Origin of the sequence: Crocosphaera chwakensis CCY0110 (assembly GCF_000169335.1) — a bacterium.
In the GTDB taxonomy this organism is placed as follows: Bacteria; Cyanobacteriota; Cyanobacteriia; order Cyanobacteriales; family Microcystaceae; genus Crocosphaera; species Crocosphaera chwakensis.
Genome location: NZ_AAXW01000028.1, coordinates 16,890 through 35,976, shown reverse-complemented (window position 1 = coordinate 35,976; position 19,087 = coordinate 16,890). Strand labels below are relative to the sequence as shown.

Sequence of the window (19,087 nt, the reverse complement as noted above, 5' to 3'; positions counted from 1 at the left end):
ATTATAGAAAAGCAATCGAAAAATAATATTGACTTTAATGAATTATTTTTATCTTCGTCCCGAAGACTTACCCCCTAGCACCCCTGTTGATGATTCTCTACAACGCAAACTAGATCAAGCGGTAACCCGTTATTTTTATGAAAGTTGCGATCGCCTAACTCAAACCGTCTTATCCCGTACCGGATGGTATTTAACCACCTGTGGCACAGCCTTAACGTTAATTATTGTTTGTGCGGATAGACGACAAAATTGGGAAGTTTTAAAATATCTTCCTTCCTTGGCTAAATATCTCAAAGAATTTGCTCCTACGACCAATATTCGTATTTATCCCCCACCAGGAGACGGAACATCTTTAGAAATGCGCTTTAAGCTGCCGATGATGTCTCGATTATAAATGAGGAAAAGTTACCAGTGAGCAGTTATCGGTGTTAACTGCTTGCTAAGATATAAAGAAAAAGTATTAAATTAAATATTCCGAAATTTTAAGAACTCTTAATGGAAATAAGCGTCATAATTTTTTAAGAGCGTGTACCATAGAACCAAACTAGGTGAATAGCTGGCTAATGGTCTATAAGCTGTTCATCTATTACGGTTGGCTAACATAAACTGCTTTTTAATTCCCGTTCGACATCGATAAACCCTATGAATAACCTCATAAAATCCTTGTGCCGTCATCAATCACTCATATTAGGTGGAACCCTAGCAGCGATTTCTCTCCATACTTTAGCCCTTCCCGTCAAGAGTGCGCCCCAACCAGAAGTCTTAGAAGACAATCCTAAAGCCATCGTCGACGAAATGTGGCAAATCGTCAATAATGAATTTGTAAATCGAGACTTTAATCGAGTTGATTGGCAAGAAAAACGTCGGGAACTGTTATCTGAGGATTACGATAGTCCAAAACAAGCTTATAAAGCCATTCGTGAAGCCTTAGAAGACTTAGGAGATCCTTACACTCGCTTTTTACCCCCGAATGAATTTTCTGTATTAACCAGTCAAACCACAGGGGAATTATCGGGAATTGGGGTAAGATTAGCCATTGATAAACGTACCAGTGAAATTTACGTCGTAGAAGCGGTGAGAAATTCCCCCGCCATGGAAGCAGGATTAAAACGAGGCGATCGCCTGATTCGTATCAACGGCAAACCCACCGCATTAATGACCCTAGAACAAGCACAAGAAGCTATTACTGGTGAACTAGGAACAGAAGTTAGCCTACAACTCTCCCGACGGGAAAAAGGGGTTTTTCAAGTGACCTTAGCCAGAGAACAAATTGAAATCCCCGCAGTTACTTATCATCTCGAAGAAAAAGAAGGCCATCGCGTCGGTTACATTAAACTTGATGAATTTAGTTCCCACGCCACTGAACAAATGAAACTGGCCATCGAAGATTTAGATCAAAAACAAGTTTCTGGATATGTTCTTGACTTACGGGGAAACCCAGGGGGTTTACTCTTTGCCAGTGTCGATATTGCCCGTCTCTGGATGAAAAAAGGAGAAATTGTTAGCACCATTGACCGCAAAGGAGGCGATCGCCATTTCTGGGCTAATGGAACTTCTTTAACCGACTTACCTCTGGTGGTTTTAGTTAATGAATGGTCAGCGAGTGCCAGCGAAATTTTAGCAGGGGCCCTCAAAGAAAATGGACGGGCTACCGTTGTCGGAACAACTACTTATGGGAAAGGAACCGTACAATCGGTTCATAACCTCTCAGATGGTTCAGGGTTAGCGGTGACTATTGCTCGTTATTATCCTCCCAGTGGCACTGATATCAATCACAAAGGCATTAGCCCCAATGTCTATTTAGAATTGACGATGGAGCAACAAGCTCGTCTCAAAAGCGATCCAACCTTAATGGGAACCGATGCTGATCCTCAATACAATCGAGCCATTTCCATTTTAAAAGGCCGTAGTCAACCTATTTCTAATCCTGCCACTCCTAAGCCTGTCGGTCTACGTTGGGAAGAGTTACAACAAACTGTTAAAGATCCCGATCCCCGTTGGCAAAGAATGCAAGATAGGGTTAATTAATAATTAGTATAAGGAAACAAGAGGATAATTAATCTTTTTGTTCCCTTATACTAAATTATTGGTTGGATCTTTTAACTTAAATTCTCCATTATGATTACTCGTAAAAACTTAGTTTTTACTTTAAATTTGCCTATTGGAGAAAAGGTAGTGTAATGGTATGTCAAATACGCCTCTCTCCGATTCTAAAGAAGATTATTTACAGTTAGCTCTTCGTGCTGGTCGATTTGGTGCTTGGCAATTAGAGTTACCCAATAAAAATTTAATAACATCAATTCAGTGCAAAGCGGATTTTGGTCGGACTCCTGATGATGAATTTACCTATGACCAATGGTTAAATGACTCAATACATCCTGATGATCGAGATCGAGTCCAAGTCATCATCGAAACAGCGATCGCACTCAATGAAGATTATGAAGCTGAATATCGCGTCATTCATCCTGATGGTAGCCTTCATTGGGTTTTAGGGCGAGGCCGTATTATTGATCATGTAAATGGTCAACCCAATCGTATGATTGGTATTACCGTTGATATCACTGAACAAAAGCAAGCACAACTGGAAAAAGAACAATTACTAGCACAGCAAAAACGAAGTAGTGAAAGATATCGCTTTTTATCAGAAATTAGTATCTTATTATCATCATCTTTAGACGATTATAAAACCACTCTCAATCGTGTCACCCATTTAGCCGTTCCCATCATTGCTGATTGGTGCTTTATTGATTTAATAGAAGACGATCAAGTGAATCGTGTCTCAATTGCCTATAGTGATCCCCATCAGTCCGAACTAGCTAAAGAAGTTCTCAAATATCCCCCCGAAAATAATTTATACGATCCTCCTGCTAAAGTGTTGTTCGAGCAGAAATCTCTGTTAATTTCTGAATTTACGGATGAGATGATTTCTAAGGCGACTAAAAATTTAGAACACGAGAAAGTGATACAAAAAACTTATCCTCTCTCTCTGATGGCGGTTCCTTTAGTGGCTCGACAAAATACTTTAGGGGTAATAACTTTTGTAACAACAGGTTATTCAAATCGTCGTTTAACAACAGAAGACTTGGCGATCGCTGAAGAAATTGGCAGACGTGCAGCACAAGCAGTTGATAATGCTTGGTTATACCATCAAGCACAAATTGCCAATCGTGCTAAAGATGACTTTTTAGCTATGCTTTCCCATGAATTACGTACTCCTTTAAATCCTATTATCGGCTGGTGCGAATTGTTAAATCGGGGCAATCTTTCCCCTGAGCAAACGAAACAAGCAGTAGAAATTATTGATCGTAATGCTAAATTACAAAGCCATTTAATTGAAGATTTACTCGATGTGTCTCGTATCTTACAGGGTAAACTTCATTTACAAAAATGTTCACTCGATCTCAAAACAATTATTCTCAGTGCCATTGAAACAGTTCAGTTGATGGCTAAAAAATCATCTGTTACCATTGAAACCAAGTTAGACACCGATGTACATCCAATTAGCGGTGACATAACACGCCTACACCAAGTTGTTTGGAACTTATTATCTAACGCCATTAAGTTTTCCCCTAGTCATAGTACAGTCACCGTTTCTTTGTCTGCTGTTGATGGTATGGCTTTGATTGAAATTAAAGATCAAGGTAAAGGGATAGAACCAGAATTTTTACCTTATATCTTTGATCGCTTTAGTCAAAGTGAGTCTTCTAAAAACCGAGATTATGGCGGACTAGGGTTAGGACTAACCATTGTTCGTAATCTCGTTGAAATGCACGATGGCAAGATTAAGGCAGATAGTCTGGGGATTAATCAAGGGGCAACTTTTACAGTTGCTTTTCCCATTCTCTATGAAGACAAAAAAACTGTCACAGATGAAGAACCAAAGATTTCAACCTTAACAAATTTAGAAGGGATCAAAGTATTAATTGTTGATGATGAACCAGATTCACTAAATCTATTAGTATGTGTTTTTCAATCTCAAAAAGCTCATATCAAAGCCGTTATGTCTGGATTTGAAGCTCTAGAGATTGTTGAGTCCTTTCAACCTAATATTTTAATTAGTGATATTAATATGCCTCTTATGAGTGGACATGATCTTCTTCACAAAATACAAAGCTTATTTCCAACGCTAAAAAACAAGCTTTTAGCTATTGCTTTTTCAGCCAATGCGTCTGAAAGCGATATTGAAAAGAGTCTAAAAGTTGGGTTTATACATCATCTTGTTAAACCGATTAATATTAATGATATTATCAACATATTGGTTCAAGAGATAAAGAAAAAATCTTTGAATTAACAATAATTGCCTTTATGTGAGATATACCAACATAGCATTATCTTTAAGACTTGTATCTTGATAATATTCAGATAATAAGTGATATTGATTTAATAAGAAAGTTATGATATCTGATTTTAGGAATAGTCCTGATTCTTGGATAATTTCTTTTATTCTTTCGTCAGAAACTGTTGATAATGCTTCTGTTATTTGCTTTACTTCTTGAGGATTATAATAACGAACATAATCATAAGTAGATTCACCTTTTGTTATTGTTCCACCTAAAATTGCATTAATACCAGGAAATTTTATTATTTGATTGTTAGAGAAAAATTTTTCTCCAGTTAAAATAAAATGAGTCTCTTTCCAAATTCTCTCCATCTCTAGCTTTTTTGTTTTTTTTCCTTCTGTAATAATTTCTTTTAAGTCTTTTTTGATTTTCTTGTATTCTTCCAAGTGATTTGTCAAATCTCTAATAATTGATTTCCAAATTTCCTGTCTTTCATCTTCATCTAAATATGTTAAATAGTCACTATTTAATTGATCATCATTTAGTGTCTGTCGTTTTTTTGCTGATGATTCTGAAAACTCAGCATATAGGTATATTTCAATAGCTTGAGGTATATCTTTGATCTTTTTCATCAAAGGCCAAGAAATTTGTTTCAATTCTAAATCTATTCCCATGATTTTTTTCGATTTTAAAGACAATTAGTCTAGAGTGTATTTTAGTGACTTACATTGACATCAGACCATTCTCAAAAAAGAAAACCCCCATGAGTCATAAATTGTGATACAATAAACTACAACTATAATTCAAAAACCACGAATCTTAAAAACTCATGACAATTCAGATTAAAAACTATTAGCATAGAAAAGTGAATGATAATTTATCTCCTTTACAGTCCTTAAAAACAGGGCAATGGTTCAAACTCATTTGTGGCGCAAGTTTCCAAGACTTGCCAGCCATTCGTAGTCTGTCCCTAATTTACACTTTAGCCGGTGCTAATTGTATCGATGTTGCAGCAGAGCCTGCGGTAATTAATGCAGCCATAGAAGGAGTAAATTTAGGGATAAAATGGACAGAAATTGCTCAAACTAAAGGATATCCGAGGGTAAATAAACCTTGGCTCATGGTTAGTTTGAACGATGGGGAAGATCCTCACTTCCGTAAAGCCTATTTTAACGGAAACTTGTGTCCTACTGATTGTTTGCGTCCTTGTGAGTCTATATGTCCAGCACAAGCGATCGCTCCTTCAGGGATTATAGAACAGCGATGTTACGGATGTGGTCGTTGTTTACCCGTTTGTCCCTTAAACCTAATTGAAACGCGATCGCACATTATTACCCCCCAAACCATCCTACCGTTGATCAAAAATAATTGTGTCGATGCCGTCGAAATTCATACCCAAGTAGGACGAGAAAAGGAGTTTAAACGACTATGGCAACAATTATCTCCTGGCGTAAAACACCTAAAACTGCTGGCCATTAGTTGTCCTGACGGAGAAGGGTTAATTAACTATTTACAAACCCTTTACGAGATCATTTCCCCCTTACCCTGTCCCTTAATCTGGCAAACCGATGGCCGTCCCATGAGTGGGGATATTGGTAAAGGAACCACCCATGCAGCCATTCGATTGGGTGAAAAAGTGTTAAACGCTGATTTACCAGGATGGGTGCAACTAGCAGGGGGAACGAATCATCATACCGTCCCCAAATTAAAACAATTGGGTTTATTACAACCTCAATCATCTTACAAAAAAACCATAGCAGGAGTTGCCTATGGTAGTTATGCTCGCACTTTAATCTCCCCTTTTCTAGAAACCATCGAAGCACCAGCGATGTCAACTAATATGACGGATTTTCCTGAATTACTCTGGCAAGCACTAGAAACTGCTCATTCTTTGGTGTCACCCCTAAGAGAGAGATTAACAATAAGCAGTGTGACTGAGTAAGGAGAGTAAGAAAGACAAGGAGAAAATAAACTCCAAACTCACCTTAAGTATCTTGACGAAGCTCGCTAAATTATGTTAAATCCCAAAACAAATAACTTTTTAAATACATCATCCATAACAGTGCCATCTATACCCAAAAAAGCGTTATCCCAACGGATGCAGATTACCGACGACCTTAGTAAACTGCTCGATATTTTACCCTCAAGCATTCGCAATCAAATCAAAGACCATCCTAACTGCGATCGCTTAGTTGAAGTGGTCATGGACTTAGGACGACTTCCAGAAGCTCGTTTTCCTGGGGAAGCTATCTATCTAGGAGACACCCCTGTTTCTGCTTCTGATCTACAATACAGTATCCAGCGAGTGGGAATTTTTAGCGGTGATAACCGAGCAGGAATCGAACGTACCCTACACCGTATCAGTGCCATTCGGAATCGAACGGGAGATATTATCGGTTTAACCTGTCGGGTGGGACGGGCTGTTTTTGGCACCATTTCTATGATTCGGGACTTGGTAGAAACGGGTCAATCTTTACTCTTATTAGGTCGTCCTGGTGTGGGTAAAACAACTGCATTACGGGAAATTGCCAGGGTTTTAGCTGATGACTTTGATAAACGAGTGGTTATTATCGATACTTCTAACGAAATCGCCGGTGATGGAGATATTCCTCATCCGGCCATTGGTCGCGCTAGACGAATGCAGGTAGCAGCCCCTGAACTACAGCATAAGGTGATGATTGAGGCAGTGGAAAACCATATGCCTGAAGTCATTGTTATCGATGAAATTGGTACGGAATTGGAAGCCTTAGCTGCTCGTACCATTGCTGAACGAGGAGTGCAGTTAGTAGGAACCGCTCACGGTAATCAGATCGAAAATTTAATGAAAAATCCCACCTTGTCCGATTTAGTGGGAGGCATTCAAGCAGTTACGTTAGGGGATGATGAAGCCAGACGAAGAGGGTCACAAAAAACCGTCTTAGAACGTAAAGCACCCCCTACGTTTGAAATTGCCATCGAAATGTTAGAACGGCAAAAATGGGTGGTTCATGACGATGTGGCTTATACTATCGACATTTTGCTACGGAATGGGCAACCTAACCCCCAAGTAAGAACGGTGGATGAGAATGGAAACGTTCAAATTACCCAAGAAGAACCTGATTTGACCCCTAACCCTGCTAGTTTTGGACGGGGTATGGGAGACATGATACAACAGCCCAAAGGATGGCGTGCGTCGGGCAAAATGACTCCTGTGGCGACCTTTGGGTCGAAAAAAGGTAATAAGTTAAGCTCTGTATCAGAGTTTGACCGTCTTTTAGATGCGTCTTGGTCTCAACCCGAACCTAAAGGCGATAAAGTAAGGGTTCCCGGTCCCAATGGGGAGGATTTTCCTGTCTATATTTATCCCTATGGTATTGGGCGATCGCAGTTAGAACAGGTGATCGAGGTGCTGAATTTGCCCATTGTTTTGACCAAAGACTTAGATAGTGCGGATGTGGTGGTGGCCTTGCGATCGCATTTGAAAAATCAATCTAAGTTACGTCAGGTGGCAAAAGCGCGTCAAGTTCCTATTCATGGAATAAAATCTAACACCATTCCTCAAATTACTCGAACTTTGCAACGATTGTTAGGGATGGATGAGGCGAAAACCCCTGAAACTGCTGATTTACGCCTGTTTACCCGTGGCAGTAATGATGATGAGTTGGAGGCGTTAGAAGAGGCAAGACTGGCGGTAGAACAGATTGTGCTGCCTAAAGGTCAACCCGTGGAATTATTACCGCGATCGCCGAAAGTTCGGAAAATGCAGCACGAATTAGTAGAACATTATCGACTACAATCTGATAGTTTTGGAGAGGAACCTAACCGCAGATTAAGGATTTATCCTGCTTAATTCTTTAAGACAATTTTAGATACTATTTAATAGGTAGACTTGTCATGGTTTGCCTATTTTTTTATCAAATTAAGTATAATTACGACTATTTTAATAAAGTTAATTATGGGAGAATATATATAAATATTTTGTTTGAACTTTTCTAAGTATTTCTATCGGGTTGGGAAAAATGTTAAAAAAGTTTCAGAAGTTTTCATTTTTCCGTAAATCTAAACACAGATTATTATTAATATTTTTCATTGCTACTATTTTTTTAACTTGGTGGGGACATAATCATCTTGACTGGGATCTATTTAACTCAGAAGAATTAAAAAAAGTTTTAGCAGAAACGGGTTGGATTGCTCCGTTTATTTATATTAGTATTTTAATCATTTCTGTGGTCATTTCTCATATTCCAGCTTTACCATTAGTAATGGCTGCTGGTATGGTTTGGAGTCCAATTTTAGCGACTATCTATAGTGTTATTGGTGGATTTTTAGGTGGATTATTAGCTTATTTTTTAGGTCGTAACCTAGGAAGAAATGCTCTTAAAATGTTAACAGGAAAAGTATTTTATTTTTCTAAAAACAAAGGTGAAGTTTATCTAGGTTTTTTGATTTTTATCACACGCTTAATTCCTTTATTTTCCTTTGATTTAATTAGTTATGCTTCTGGTTTAGCTGGAATTTCCTTACCCATTTATTCTTGTAGTACCTTAGCTGGTATGATTCCCCCTACCTTTTTATTAACTTATATGGGATCAAGTTTAACTTTAAATTCTTATCAAAAATTAGAGATAATTATTTTTTTATTAATCAGCACTTTTGTTTTAATTTGGTTAATTAATCGCTATAATTTCTTAGGTTTAAAAGATATTATTCATGTTGAGTAATTGTTTGCAACCCACTACTAAGGAATAAAAGGTAATAAACTAATAATTTTCAGTAAAACTATCTTACAAGCAGTCGCTAATTTTGTAGCAGGTTCTAAACCTTTGGTAAGAGTTTCTAATAGTTTAATGGCGCGAGATGCTTTCTTTTGTAACCCTTCATCTTCTGGGTTTTGACTTGCTTTAGAAATAGTTTTTACTTTATTCGCTGCGTCTGCTTTTTTATCTTTATCTAGTTCGTTTTCGCTTTCAATAGCGGTCATTAATTCTTGTAATAAGGTTTTTAATTCATCATTTTTATTATCTTTGCTACTATCAGAATTCTTGTTCATCGCTTTTGCCTCTACTATTATAAGCACAAAATAGGTTAAGATAATAACAATAATTTTGTGCATTAATCCAATGTAATGCACCCTAGAAAATCGATTAGCTTAGGGTTTTAACTTTAGCGATCGCCTCTTCAAGATCAGGTAGTTTTTTTCCCGATTTTTGAGCAGTTTCTAACCATAATTCTCGAACAATCATTAATTCTTGTAAGGTATCTTCTAGGGTTTCTCCTTGCGCTAAACATCCTTTTAAAGCAGGTATTTCAGCAACAAATCCTCCTTCTTCACAGGGATAAACAACCATAGGATAATTCATATTTATTCTCCTTCTATTAATTGGATAACTCTTTTAACATACACTGATTTTACTCGATTACGATGTACTGGGATAACAAAAATTGTATCAGCTTTCTGAAAAATATGATGACTACCACTAATTCTATCAAGTATAAATCCTTCTAATTCTAATAATTTACGAATATCTGTAAAGGTTACATTATTGGGACTATTTTTTAAACGCTCAATTAGTTTATCTTTTTTGACCATTTTATCTATTGTAGGGGCATAATATTATTATGTCCATTATTACATTAGGATAGACTGGCCGTAGGGTAATCCACCATAAAATAGTTTAATATGATAACAATAATTCGGTGCATTAACGAAGTGTAATGCACCCTAAAAAAAAGAATTTTCCTAAATTCAATGATCATCATCAGAAAATAGGTTGAAATAATAACAGAAATTTGGTGCATTACATTATTTTATTCTCATCTTCTAGAATTTTTATTTTTTCATAGAGACTATCTACGGTTTCCCCTTCAAAAAGTTTTTCTTTGAGGTTTAAATCATCTACACTACCTAAATTACAAATAGCTAAAAAACGCATCAATTTAGACTGTTCTAAATGTTGACTTAAAACTTGTAAAGCTTCTTCAATAATGGCTGGATCTTTATCTATATTAATTTTCATTGTCTAACTCCTTAATCAAATCAATGGGATTAATAGCTGAAATAAGAAAGGTTTTACAACAATCGCACTATATTAATTTTTTAACAAATTCTCTTGCCTCATGTAATTCTGGGTCATTAGCTAAGTCTTTATATAATACTTCATTAACCCATTTTGGTCCGTGATTTCCAATTGATCTAACAAAGCTTTCTAGTTCTCCTACTTCTACAATTATTAATCCTATTTTCTCTAATTCTATAATTAATCTTTGATAAGCTTTGGTCGGATCACCATTAGGAACAAAACTTTTACCGACTTTTTTAGCATCTTGCCATGCTGAAACTTTTTTTAAAATACTGTCAATTTGTTTTATTTTATTGTTAGGAAAAATTCTGTCTGTCGTTGATTCAAGAATTAAACTCAACTCTTTTTTTACATCTTCTGTTGTAAGTTCAGGTCTTTTTTCATCTATTTTTGTTTTAACAAGTTTCCAGTCTTTTTCAATAATTGACCAATCACCTCCTAATTCTTCAAAAATCTTTTTTAATGGGTTTTGATTATTTAAAACATCAAAGTCTAAGATAGTATTAACATTTACGTTTAATTGTTTTAATGCTTTCACCACAGAACTAACTCTATGTTTTCCTCCACAATGAACAAAGAGAAAATCAGGACTAATATTAGATTCATTTTCATATATACTTTGTAAAATTGCTGAATAAAATCTACAATCAGAATCACTTTCACAAATAATTACTTTAGAATGAAATAAACCATCTAAAATATTTGAATGTCTCAGTAATGGATCATTCCACACTTCTATAATCTCTGAATTATCTAAAACACTAATTTGATTGATATCATGTTCTCTTTCTATTCTAATAATTTTTAGTCTAGAAACTTGTGCTTCTAATAATCCTCTTAAGAAATCACTGCTATGAGTTGCTAAAAATAATTGTCTATCTATTGGTAAATCTTTGGCTAACATTTTCCCTAAAAGTCTCGCTTGAGGAGGATGTAAAAATGCTTCAGGTTCATCAATTAATAATATATTATGATTAGAAATAAAAGCATTTAATAAAACCCCAACAAAGCTACGCATTCCATCCCCTTGTTGATGTAATAAAGGTAGCTTTTCTAATTCTTCTACATAACTTCTTGAAACTCTATCTTCACCCTCTTTAGGTATGGGTTTTTGACCAATATGTAAAGGAACATGATCTCCTGCATTTCTATGAACAATTAAATCTTGACTGAATGCTTGCCTAAAATAATCACTAAATTCTTTTTCTATATCATCATATTTTTGTAAAAAGTGAATCGGATGTTGTATTGCATCTTTTGTTAGTGAGATGTTCTTAGGTGGGTTTGCAGCAGTTAATCTATCTTCAGTTTTAATTAAATTAACAAACACAGGATGTAAATTCGAGAGTTGATTACTCATACTCCACCAACTAGAAATATTACTTTTAGGTAAGCTAAATTGATAACCTGTATATATAGGATCTGGGCTATTTGGATTAAATTTTTCTTCTGAGTATCGGTTGAAAAATTCTAGTAAATCATTAAGCTGACCTTCTTTTCTTAAACTGAAGTCTTTGATAACCCTTCTATTTGGGTGATTGGTTCTTGTTAAAGTATTTAGTTCTTTCAATGATGCACTTTTCCCTACATTATTAGGACCAACAAATACGATAATTTGATTAGAATCAAAGGTGACTTCTGAATCATCACTAAATTTTATTTTTTCAATCCAAACTTTAGGCTTCATTCTAGTTATTTTACTCCGATTTTATAATGTTTTATTGATCTGGATCATTTAAAAATTCTTGTAATGCAGTTTTATATTTATTTTTGAGACGTTTAGAAGCTAATCCTCCTTGTTGAATTCGTTTTAATAAGGTTGGGGAACAAGTATCTTTTGGAATTGGACTATTATGAGTAACGACTCTTGCTAATTCTTGACTATCCATTTCCCTTGCGTAGCGATAATCAATAACTGATTCACGTTTAATAAATTTAGGAACATCTAAACCAGGGTTAAGAATACACACAGTTTCAGACTTTGGCCTTCTAGTTGTTACATTAACAAATAAATATTTAGTTTTAGATGTTTTGGCAATAGCAATATAAAGATGCTGTTGATTAGGAGGTGTATCGATTAAAAATGCGTCTCCTAAATTAATCGAAATACTAGCCATTTAATGCCCCATCTAAATAATACTCTCGTGCAGCCTCCTGACGAATTTCTTCAATTTCTTCATCAGTTTTTCCCAGATATTTCAAAATTTCTTCAATAGTAATGGGAATTCGAGAATTACCAGGATCTTGCCATTCTTTGAGATCATGAGTCCACTCAGCAACAGTAAAAGGATCAAGATGTCCGAATTTTTTATAAACTTTTTTAATTATTTCCTCTTCTTCTTCACAAAGTTCTTCATTTCCTGGATCTTTTTTTAAATATACATAATGCTTGTTATATCGAGGAGAAATAAATTCAGACCAAAGAGGTAAAGTATGATCCACGAGTTGCCCTTTAATTAAATCATAAACTTTACTCAAAACCGGACCATATTTCATAGAGAAATAATGATCTCCTGTGATGGGTTCTTCTATCTGTTCTAATGCCATACGATCAGCAATATAAAGCATTTTCAGCAAGCCTAAATATTTCATAGGTTTACCATGTAACTTTAATAAGATTGCTGCGGCCTCAACAGCTTTTTTTGGATGAAACCGAAACTCGATAGACATAAATACTCCAAAAGAGCTTTGTTCTTAGTATATTTTTATTATACAGCCAAGTAATTATAGCTAAAATCAAATAAATAATAAAGTAAGGTGGACTCAAAAAAGCCCACCCTAAACTAACAATTAACCTTTCTCTCTCAACTTATCCAAAACACTCGGATCAACGACAGTAGACTTATCCCCAACAATGTCTTGACCGGCAGCTATTTGACGTAAGAAACGTCGTACAATTTTACCCGATCGCGTTTTAGGTAATGCCTCTGCAAACTGAATAGTACCCGGACGAGCGATCGCACTAATCTTAGTTACAACGTGCTGTTTTAACTCCTTATTTAACTCGTCACTGGGGCTATAATTATCCTTCAAGGTAACAAAGGCATAAATATCTTCCCCTTTTACCTCATGGGGAACCCCCACCACAGACGCTTCAGCAACCGCAGGATGAGACACCAACGCAGACTCTAACTCCATTGAACCCAAACGGTGTCCAGACACATTCATCACGTCATCGGTACGGCCCATAATCCAAAAGTAACCGTTTTCGTCTCTTCTGGCACTATCACCAGCAAAATAGACCGGTTTACCTTCAACTTGAGGAATGGGGTCCCAGTAGGTCTTTTGGAAGCGTTCAGGGTTCTTATAAACAGTGCGTAACATACTGGGCCAGGGATGTTTAATGACGAGATATCCCCCGGCATTGTCGGGAACTGCATTACCGTCTTTGTCCACTACATCAGCAATAATACCAGGGAAAGGTCGTGTTGCTGATCCAGGTTTGGTGGGTGTTGCACCAGGTAAAGGAGTAATCATGATCCCACCGGTTTCGGTTTGCCACCAAGTATCAACGATAGGGCATTTTTCACCCCCAATAACCCGGTGATACCACATCCAAGCTTCGGGGTTGATGGGTTCTCCCACCGTACCTAATAAACGCAAGGATGAAAGATCCCGCGCGTTTGGTAACTCTTCTCCCATCTTCATAAATGCACGGATAGCAGTGGGTGCGGTATAAAAGACATTGACTCCGTATTTTTCTACTACATCCCAGAAACAACCAGGGTTCGAGGGACGGGGAACCCCTTCGTACATTAAGGATGTTGCACCATTGGACAACGGACCATAAACAATATAACTATGTCCTGTGATCCAACCCACATCGGCAGTACACCAGTAAACATCTGTGTCTTTGAGGTCAAAGATCCATTTTGTGGTCATGTGGGTGTAAAGGTTATAACCGCCGGTGGTGTGGACAACGCCTTTGGGTTTTCCTGTACTACCACTGGTATAGAGAATGAATAGGGGATCTTCGCTATCCATTACCTCTGCATCACATTTAGGAGAGGCATCTTTTTGGAGATCGTGCCACCAATAATCACGTCCCTCGCGCATGGTAACGTCTTGTTTGGTACGTTGTACCACAATCACTTTTTGGACGCTAGAAGCCCCATTTTCGAGGGCTTGATCCACTTCGGGTTTGAGGGGAACGATCTTATCTTTGCGAAAACCTCCATCCGCAGTGATGACGACTTTTGCCTCTGCATCTTCTAAGCGATCGCGTAATGCTTCGGCACTAAACCCCCCAAAAACAACACTGTGGGGCGCACCGATACGAGTACAGGCTAACATAGCGATCGCTGCTTCGGGAACCATGGGCATATAAATACCGATGCGATCGCCTTTTTGGACTCCCATATCTTTGAGTACATTAGCAAACTGACAGACTTCTCGGTGCAGTTCCCCATAGGTTAAGGTGCGAGAGTCCCCTGGTTCCCCTTCCCAGATAATGGCTGCTTTGTTGCGTCGCCAAGTGCTAAGATGGCGATCGAGGCAGTTATAGGACATATTGATTTTGCCATTGACAAACCATTTGGCATTGGGTGGGTTCCAGTCTAGAACTTTATCCCATTTTTTAAACCAATGTAATTCTTGTTCTGCTAATTCTGCCCAAAAGCTTTCGGGATCATTTTTAGCTTTTTCGTATAGTTGTTCATAGTCTTGAATACTTTTGATATGTGCGTTGTTAGAAAACTCAGTGGGTGGCTGAAATACTCGTTCTTCTTGTAAGACAGATTCAATGTTATTTTTTTCAGAGGATGCAACCATAAGTATAGACCTCAACAAAGGTTCATGTAATCTTTATGATTATAAGTCGGAAGTGACGCTTATCAAGGGTTTCAAAGGATTTACAAAAATTAACCAAATCCCTTACTTTTTATTTTGCTCTTTAGATTAAACAAATCAAGATTTCACTTTCAATTTATCTAATTTTGGGTATTTTAACCTAAAATTATTAATGTTTGATTATTTTTTTTGAAGTAATATATGAACTTATTTAAACCCCTTTCATTCTTCTGGTTATAAAGAAATTTAGAAAAATTGGCTCATTAAACTATAATTAAAATTTGCTCAGTTTTAATTTGTATATATAGTATAATACTTGCTGTTTCTAATATTAAATTTAACTATGGTTATGCCACTAATGAATAGACAGAATAAAAATAAAGCAATTAAACTAATTCTTCAAGCATTAGGTATTCAACTTATCTTTCCTATTATAATTGCTGGACTTTCAAATGCCAATATTATTTCAGAAAATTCAAAATTATATAGTTTTTTGGGATTGATAGCACTTGGATTATTTGTAGGTGGATATTTCCTTTTTATTAGAGGATGTTGTCATTATATTAAAAGTAAAGGATATTCATCTCATTGGGGATGGTTAGGATTATTGAGTATTATTGGCTTATTCTTTTTATCAGTAATTCCACCAAAAAATTTAGTAATTTCTTCAGGAAATTTGCCCAACGAGTCCTTAGAAAATATTCCTTTTGAGGAAATTAATCTAGTAGAGATTTTCGTATTCTATTTTTTGAGTTCAGCAACTGTAATTATAATGGCTGCAAGTATATTTTATACTATTAATGATTGGGACACAAATAGACTATTTGATAATATGGATAAATTAACGGAATACTTATTAGCTTGTCTCATAGTTATTGTTTGGGGTATGTTGATTTTAAGAGATTTAAAAATCGCTGGGTTTCAAATTAAACATTTTATTCCTAATCTAAAAGTTGCTTGGCAATTAATTTTAAAAATTGCAATTATTTATACTTTTTTTGCTGTATCATTCTGGAGATTGTTTGGCTATTATTTTTCTTTTGTTTATCCTGACTATATTAACTACTATCTCAAAACTTCCATTAATAATGATTTTCATTTAAGTGTTAGTGAATTTATACTAAATTTATTGGTACTATCTATATTTATAGAGATTCTTCCATTTACTATTATATTTCAAGGTATAGTTTTACAAAAATGGTGTCTTAAGTTAGGAAACAAAAAAGGAATATTGTTATTATCTTTGTTATTATCGTTATTATCATCAATAGCTTTCGTCCCCTTACTTATATCAACATTTTTTGACGGATTAATTTCATCTTTTTTATTTTTTAAAACAAAAAATTTATTAAATACTTTTTTTTATCAAGTTCTAAAAAAATTGATACTAAGCTTTTTATTCTTCATTGTTTATTTTCAAGATTTAAAATTATCGCCTATATCAATTAGTAATTATAGAGAAAAACATGAACCTTTTTTAATTCTATATGTAATTCTAAGTATTATATCTTGTGTATTTATAATTAATTTTATTTATAAGAATTTCCCAAAACCAAATGATAAAATTCCTTATGATGAAAATAATAATAAATCATTGATTTAGATGAATTATAATATAATAATAAAATTAGAAAAGAAAACTAATATTTAGTAATTATTCTAATGTTGATAATAATACATTAAAAAAGATTTATATATATTCTTTTTCTTATCACTAAGAGTAGGCTAATGCACTGCTTACCTTACCATGCCACTTCATTTAAGTTTAATTCTAGTAATAATTGAAATAATAAATATTTTTTGATTTACTAATCTGATAAGATATTACTGTGATTCGGTAAACCATTAAAGGTAAATCATGGGCAAAGTTTGGGAACTCGATTTTTATTCACGACCAATTTTAGACGAAAATAACAAAAAACAATGGGAAGTCTTGATCTGTGAAACCCAGACAGATACAACAGAGTCCTTAGATAAAGGGTTTCGTTATGCTCAGTTTTGTCCCCCCAATACAGTTAACTCGATCTGGTTACGAGAAGCATTAGAAATAGCCATAGAGAAAGCAGGAGAAAACCCCAGCAAAATCCGCTTTTTCCGTCGTCAGATGAATAATATGATAGTAAAAGCTTGCGAAGATGCGGGACTTGTTGCCTCTCCTAGTCGTCGCACCTATACCCTCAACCATTGGCTAAATCAACGTTTTCAAGACTTTTATCCCTCTCAAGAAGGTTATGATGAGAAAGCAGCCACTAACGCATCTGTAGCCTATCCTACCCTCAATGCGATCGCTTTACCTGATGCAGTCAGAGGAGACAAGTCCGATAAATGGGCCTTTGTCAGTCTTGAAGCATCAGCGTTTGAAGACATGAAAGAGTGGGATATTCGCTTTGGGGAAGGGTTTCCCCTAGAGTTGGTTGATCTTTCTCCTGACACGAAAATTCCTGGTTTTATCATCTTTTCTCAACGGGCTTTACCCTTAGCTGGTTGGATGTCTGGATTAGAATTAGTCTGTCTCAAGGTGCAAGAAAAACCCCGTCCCATCCTTTCTTTAGAAACTGGGTTAAGTGATAGTTGGATTTTAGCTAATTTAACTGATAAAAGTAGTGTTGCTGAGGCCCAAGGGTTTGAAGACACCAAAAATAAAGCGAAAGGGGTTCATTTTCTAGCCATTCAATCTCGTCCCGATGTAGAGACATTTAGCGGTTTTTGGTTACTTAAAGAGGATCAATAATAAGCCAAATAAAACAATAACGAATGAAACAAATTAGATGGAGTAAGCAGAAAAATGAAACATTGAAAATAGAGAGAGGTGTGTCATTTAAACAATATCTCACAGGAAAAAAGTGAGCAGGGATTACGCTAGTATTAGTGACAACTATTTTTACTGCTTTAGAATAGTAAGAAAAAAGTGACAATTCTAAATGGTAACTATGAATACCCAATCTACCATATCCAGCGATCACTGCATGATTCCAGTGATTAAAAGTCCTGAAGATTATCAAGTTTTTCGCATCACTCCCCATGATACCAACCGTTTAGCGATCGTCTTTGATACCAGTATGGCCGATGATTCGTTGACAGTTTGCATCGAAATCTTTGATCCTGGAGGAAGTACCCCAACCCATCGACATAATTTTGCACTAGAAATGTTTTTTATCCTTAAAGGGGAAGGGTTAGCGGTTTGCGATGGTAAAGATATCCCTTTGCATCCAGGGGATAGTTTGTTAGTTCGTCCTACAGGGATTCACGAAATTAGAAATATTGGTAAAAATCGTTTATATGCAATCTGTTTTATGGTTCCTAATGAAGACTTTTCGGAATTAATTCGGAATGGAGTCCGAGAAAGTTTTGATGAAGAAGATTTACAAGTGTTACGAGGATTAAAACATTAATATTATTACTAAGTTAAAACTAAAACTCTGGTATTCATCACGTTTTTTAACTAATATGTTAACTAGAGGTAAAACCAACCTTTCACTTATTTATCCTTCAAAGCAGCTATTATCAATATGAATCACGAAAAATTTATGCGTGAGGCTCTAGTAGAAGCCAAAAAAGGCGATTTACCCTACGGGGCTATATTAGTAAACAACGATGAAATTATCATGAGAGGCTATAATACAGCCCAAAGGGATAATGATGTTTCTGCTCATGGGGAAATCAATGTTTTACGGGCTATGACGCAGAAAATTGGTTATTCTCTTGATTCACTCAAAAACTATACGCTTTATACCACCTGTGAACCTTGTCCCATGTGCGCTGCTGCTTGTGTGTGGGCTGGAGTTTCTCACATTGTTTTTGGGGCTTCGACTGAACAACTGATCTCATTAGGAACACAGCAAATTAATTTGACTTGTCAAAATGTGGTTACTCAGGGCTTTCAAGACATTCAAATAACTGGAGGAATTTTAGCTGAGGAATGTCTAGATTTATTTAAGTAAAACCTGTCCAAACACCCTG

Annotated in this window: 19 protein-coding genes; 10 read left to right on the top strand and 9 right to left on the bottom strand. The window is 35.9% G+C overall.

Annotated elements, in window-relative coordinates; all coding sequences use genetic code 11:
* Positions 1-37: 37 nt before the first annotated feature.
* The 3 genes from CY0110_RS16660 (at position 38) to CY0110_RS16650 (ending at position 4,291) form a co-directional block, all read left to right on the top strand.
* A complete protein-coding gene (locus CY0110_RS16660; protein ID WP_008276667.1) occupies positions 38-394 on the top strand; it encodes a hypothetical protein in 357 nt (118 codons plus the stop codon).
* Positions 395-642: 248 nt separating this feature from the next.
* A complete protein-coding gene (gene ctpB / locus CY0110_RS16655) occupies positions 643-2,028 on the top strand; it encodes a carboxyl-terminal processing protease CtpB (protein WP_008276666.1) in 1,386 nt (461 codons plus the stop codon).
* 157 nt (positions 2,029-2,185) lie between these two features.
* Positions 2,186-4,291: a hybrid sensor histidine kinase/response regulator gene (locus tag CY0110_RS16650; RefSeq protein ID WP_008276665.1), complete on the top strand. Its 2,106-nt coding sequence runs from the start codon at positions 2,186-2,188 to the stop codon at positions 4,289-4,291.
* Positions 4,292-4,303: 12 nt separating this feature from the next.
* Here CY0110_RS16650 and CY0110_RS16645 read toward each other — a convergent pair whose 3' ends face one another.
* Complete coding sequence (locus CY0110_RS16645; protein ID WP_008276664.1) at positions 4,304-4,954, bottom strand: DUF1877 family protein; 651 nt, start codon at positions 4,952-4,954, stop codon at positions 4,304-4,306.
* A 191-nt stretch (positions 4,955-5,145) separates the two neighbouring features.
* Here CY0110_RS16645 and ldpA point away from each other — a divergent pair, with 191 nt between their 5' ends.
* From ldpA to CY0110_RS16630, 3 genes are all read left to right on the top strand, one after another.
* Positions 5,146-6,222: a circadian clock protein LdpA gene (ldpA, locus tag CY0110_RS16640; protein WP_008276663.1), complete on the top strand. Its 1,077-nt coding sequence runs from the start codon at positions 5,146-5,148 to the stop codon at positions 6,220-6,222.
* 72 nt (positions 6,223-6,294) lie between these two features.
* A complete protein-coding gene (locus CY0110_RS16635; protein ID WP_035799721.1) occupies positions 6,295-8,109 on the top strand; it encodes a R3H domain-containing nucleic acid-binding protein in 1,815 nt (604 codons plus the stop codon).
* Positions 8,110-8,278: 169 nt separating this feature from the next.
* Entirely contained in the window at positions 8,279-8,980 is a 702-nt protein-coding gene (locus CY0110_RS16630; RefSeq protein ID WP_008276661.1) for a TVP38/TMEM64 family protein, read from the top strand.
* A 17-nt stretch (positions 8,981-8,997) separates the two neighbouring features.
* Here CY0110_RS16630 and CY0110_RS16625 read toward each other — a convergent pair whose 3' ends face one another.
* From CY0110_RS16625 to acs, 8 genes are all read right to left on the bottom strand, one after another.
* Entirely contained in the window at positions 8,998-9,309 is a 312-nt protein-coding gene (locus CY0110_RS16625) for a hypothetical protein (RefSeq protein WP_157464594.1), read from the bottom strand.
* A gap of 94 nt (positions 9,310-9,403) precedes the next feature.
* Positions 9,404-9,619 carry a type II toxin-antitoxin system HicB family antitoxin gene (locus tag CY0110_RS16620; RefSeq protein WP_008276658.1) on the bottom strand — a complete coding sequence of 72 codons (216 nt, stop codon included), beginning with the start codon at positions 9,617-9,619 and terminating at the stop codon, positions 9,404-9,406.
* A gap of 2 nt (positions 9,620-9,621) precedes the next feature.
* Positions 9,622-9,849, bottom strand: coding sequence for a type II toxin-antitoxin system HicA family toxin (locus CY0110_RS16615; RefSeq protein ID WP_008276657.1), 228 nt, complete (start codon positions 9,847-9,849; stop codon positions 9,622-9,624).
* A 208-nt stretch (positions 9,850-10,057) separates the two neighbouring features.
* Positions 10,058-10,276, bottom strand: a complete 219-nt coding sequence (locus CY0110_RS16610) for a hypothetical protein (protein ID WP_008276656.1) — start codon at positions 10,274-10,276, stop codon at positions 10,058-10,060.
* Positions 10,277-10,343: 67 nt separating this feature from the next.
* On the bottom strand, positions 10,344-12,026 hold the full coding sequence (locus CY0110_RS16605) for an ATP-dependent nuclease (protein ID WP_008276655.1): 1,683 nt from the start codon (positions 12,024-12,026) through the stop codon (positions 10,344-10,346).
* Between the two features lie 31 nt (positions 12,027-12,057).
* The gene (locus CY0110_RS16600; RefSeq protein WP_008276654.1) at positions 12,058-12,456 is read right to left on the bottom strand and encodes a hypothetical protein; all 399 of its coding nucleotides are present in this window, start codon (positions 12,454-12,456) and stop codon (positions 12,058-12,060) included.
* On the bottom strand, positions 12,449-13,009 hold the full coding sequence (locus tag CY0110_RS16595; RefSeq protein WP_008276653.1) for a Panacea domain-containing protein: 561 nt from the start codon (positions 13,007-13,009) through the stop codon (positions 12,449-12,451). The genes CY0110_RS16600 and CY0110_RS16595 overlap by 8 nt, the downstream gene beginning before the upstream one ends.
* Before the next feature lie 120 nt (positions 13,010-13,129).
* A complete protein-coding gene (gene acs, locus CY0110_RS16590; RefSeq protein ID WP_008276652.1) occupies positions 13,130-15,109 on the bottom strand; it encodes an acetate--CoA ligase in 1,980 nt (659 codons plus the stop codon).
* A gap of 361 nt (positions 15,110-15,470) precedes the next feature.
* Between acs and CY0110_RS16585 the strand changes: the two genes are divergently transcribed.
* From CY0110_RS16585 to CY0110_RS16570, 4 genes are all read left to right on the top strand, one after another.
* Positions 15,471-16,730: a hypothetical protein gene (locus tag CY0110_RS16585; RefSeq protein WP_157464593.1), complete on the top strand. Its 1,260-nt coding sequence runs from the start codon at positions 15,471-15,473 to the stop codon at positions 16,728-16,730.
* Positions 16,731-16,985: 255 nt separating this feature from the next.
* Positions 16,986-17,858, top strand: a complete 873-nt coding sequence (locus CY0110_RS16580) for a Tab2/Atab2 family RNA-binding protein (protein ID WP_008276650.1) — start codon at positions 16,986-16,988, stop codon at positions 17,856-17,858.
* A gap of 199 nt (positions 17,859-18,057) precedes the next feature.
* Positions 18,058-18,519 (top strand): cupin domain-containing protein, encoded by a 462-nt coding sequence (locus CY0110_RS16575; RefSeq protein ID WP_035799719.1) that lies wholly within the window; start codon positions 18,058-18,060, stop codon positions 18,517-18,519.
* A gap of 117 nt (positions 18,520-18,636) precedes the next feature.
* Positions 18,637-19,068 (top strand): nucleoside deaminase, encoded by a 432-nt coding sequence (locus tag CY0110_RS16570; protein WP_008276648.1) that lies wholly within the window; start codon positions 18,637-18,639, stop codon positions 19,066-19,068.
* Positions 19,069-19,087: the final 19 nt, after the last annotated feature.

Coding starts and splice junctions, on each gene's coding strand:
- CY0110_RS16660 (WP_008276667.1), top strand. CDS start 38: ATGAATTATTTTTATCTTCGTCCCGAAGACTTACCCCCTAGCACCCCT.
- ctpB (WP_008276666.1), top strand. CDS start 643: ATGAATAACCTCATAAAATCCTTGTGCCGTCATCAATCACTCATATTA.
- CY0110_RS16650 (WP_008276665.1), top strand. CDS start 2,186: ATGTCAAATACGCCTCTCTCCGATTCTAAAGAAGATTATTTACAGTTA.
- CY0110_RS16645 (WP_008276664.1), bottom strand. CDS start 4,954: ATGGGAATAGATTTAGAATTGAAACAAATTTCTTGGCCTTTGATGAAA.
- CY0110_RS16635 (WP_035799721.1), top strand. CDS start 6,295: ATGTTAAATCCCAAAACAAATAACTTTTTAAATACATCATCCATAACA.
- CY0110_RS16630 (WP_008276661.1), top strand. CDS start 8,279: ATGTTAAAAAAGTTTCAGAAGTTTTCATTTTTCCGTAAATCTAAACAC.
- CY0110_RS16625 (WP_157464594.1), bottom strand. CDS start 9,309: ATGAACAAGAATTCTGATAGTAGCAAAGATAATAAAAATGATGAATTA.
- CY0110_RS16620 (WP_008276658.1), bottom strand. CDS start 9,619: ATGAATTATCCTATGGTTGTTTATCCCTGTGAAGAAGGAGGATTTGTT.
- CY0110_RS16615 (WP_008276657.1), bottom strand. CDS start 9,849: ATGGTCAAAAAAGATAAACTAATTGAGCGTTTAAAAAATAGTCCCAAT.
- CY0110_RS16610 (WP_008276656.1), bottom strand. CDS start 10,276: ATGAAAATTAATATAGATAAAGATCCAGCCATTATTGAAGAAGCTTTA.
- CY0110_RS16605 (WP_008276655.1), bottom strand. CDS start 12,026: ATGAAGCCTAAAGTTTGGATTGAAAAAATAAAATTTAGTGATGATTCA.
- CY0110_RS16600 (WP_008276654.1), bottom strand. CDS start 12,456: ATGGCTAGTATTTCGATTAATTTAGGAGACGCATTTTTAATCGATACA.
- CY0110_RS16595 (WP_008276653.1), bottom strand. CDS start 13,009: ATGTCTATCGAGTTTCGGTTTCATCCAAAAAAAGCTGTTGAGGCCGCA.
- acs (WP_008276652.1), bottom strand. CDS start 15,109: ATGGTTGCATCCTCTGAAAAAAATAACATTGAATCTGTCTTACAAGAA.
- CY0110_RS16585 (WP_157464593.1), top strand. CDS start 15,471: ATGGTTATGCCACTAATGAATAGACAGAATAAAAATAAAGCAATTAAA.
- CY0110_RS16580 (WP_008276650.1), top strand. CDS start 16,986: ATGGGCAAAGTTTGGGAACTCGATTTTTATTCACGACCAATTTTAGAC.
- CY0110_RS16575 (WP_035799719.1), top strand. CDS start 18,058: ATGAATACCCAATCTACCATATCCAGCGATCACTGCATGATTCCAGTG.
- CY0110_RS16570 (WP_008276648.1), top strand. CDS start 18,637: ATGAATCACGAAAAATTTATGCGTGAGGCTCTAGTAGAAGCCAAAAAA.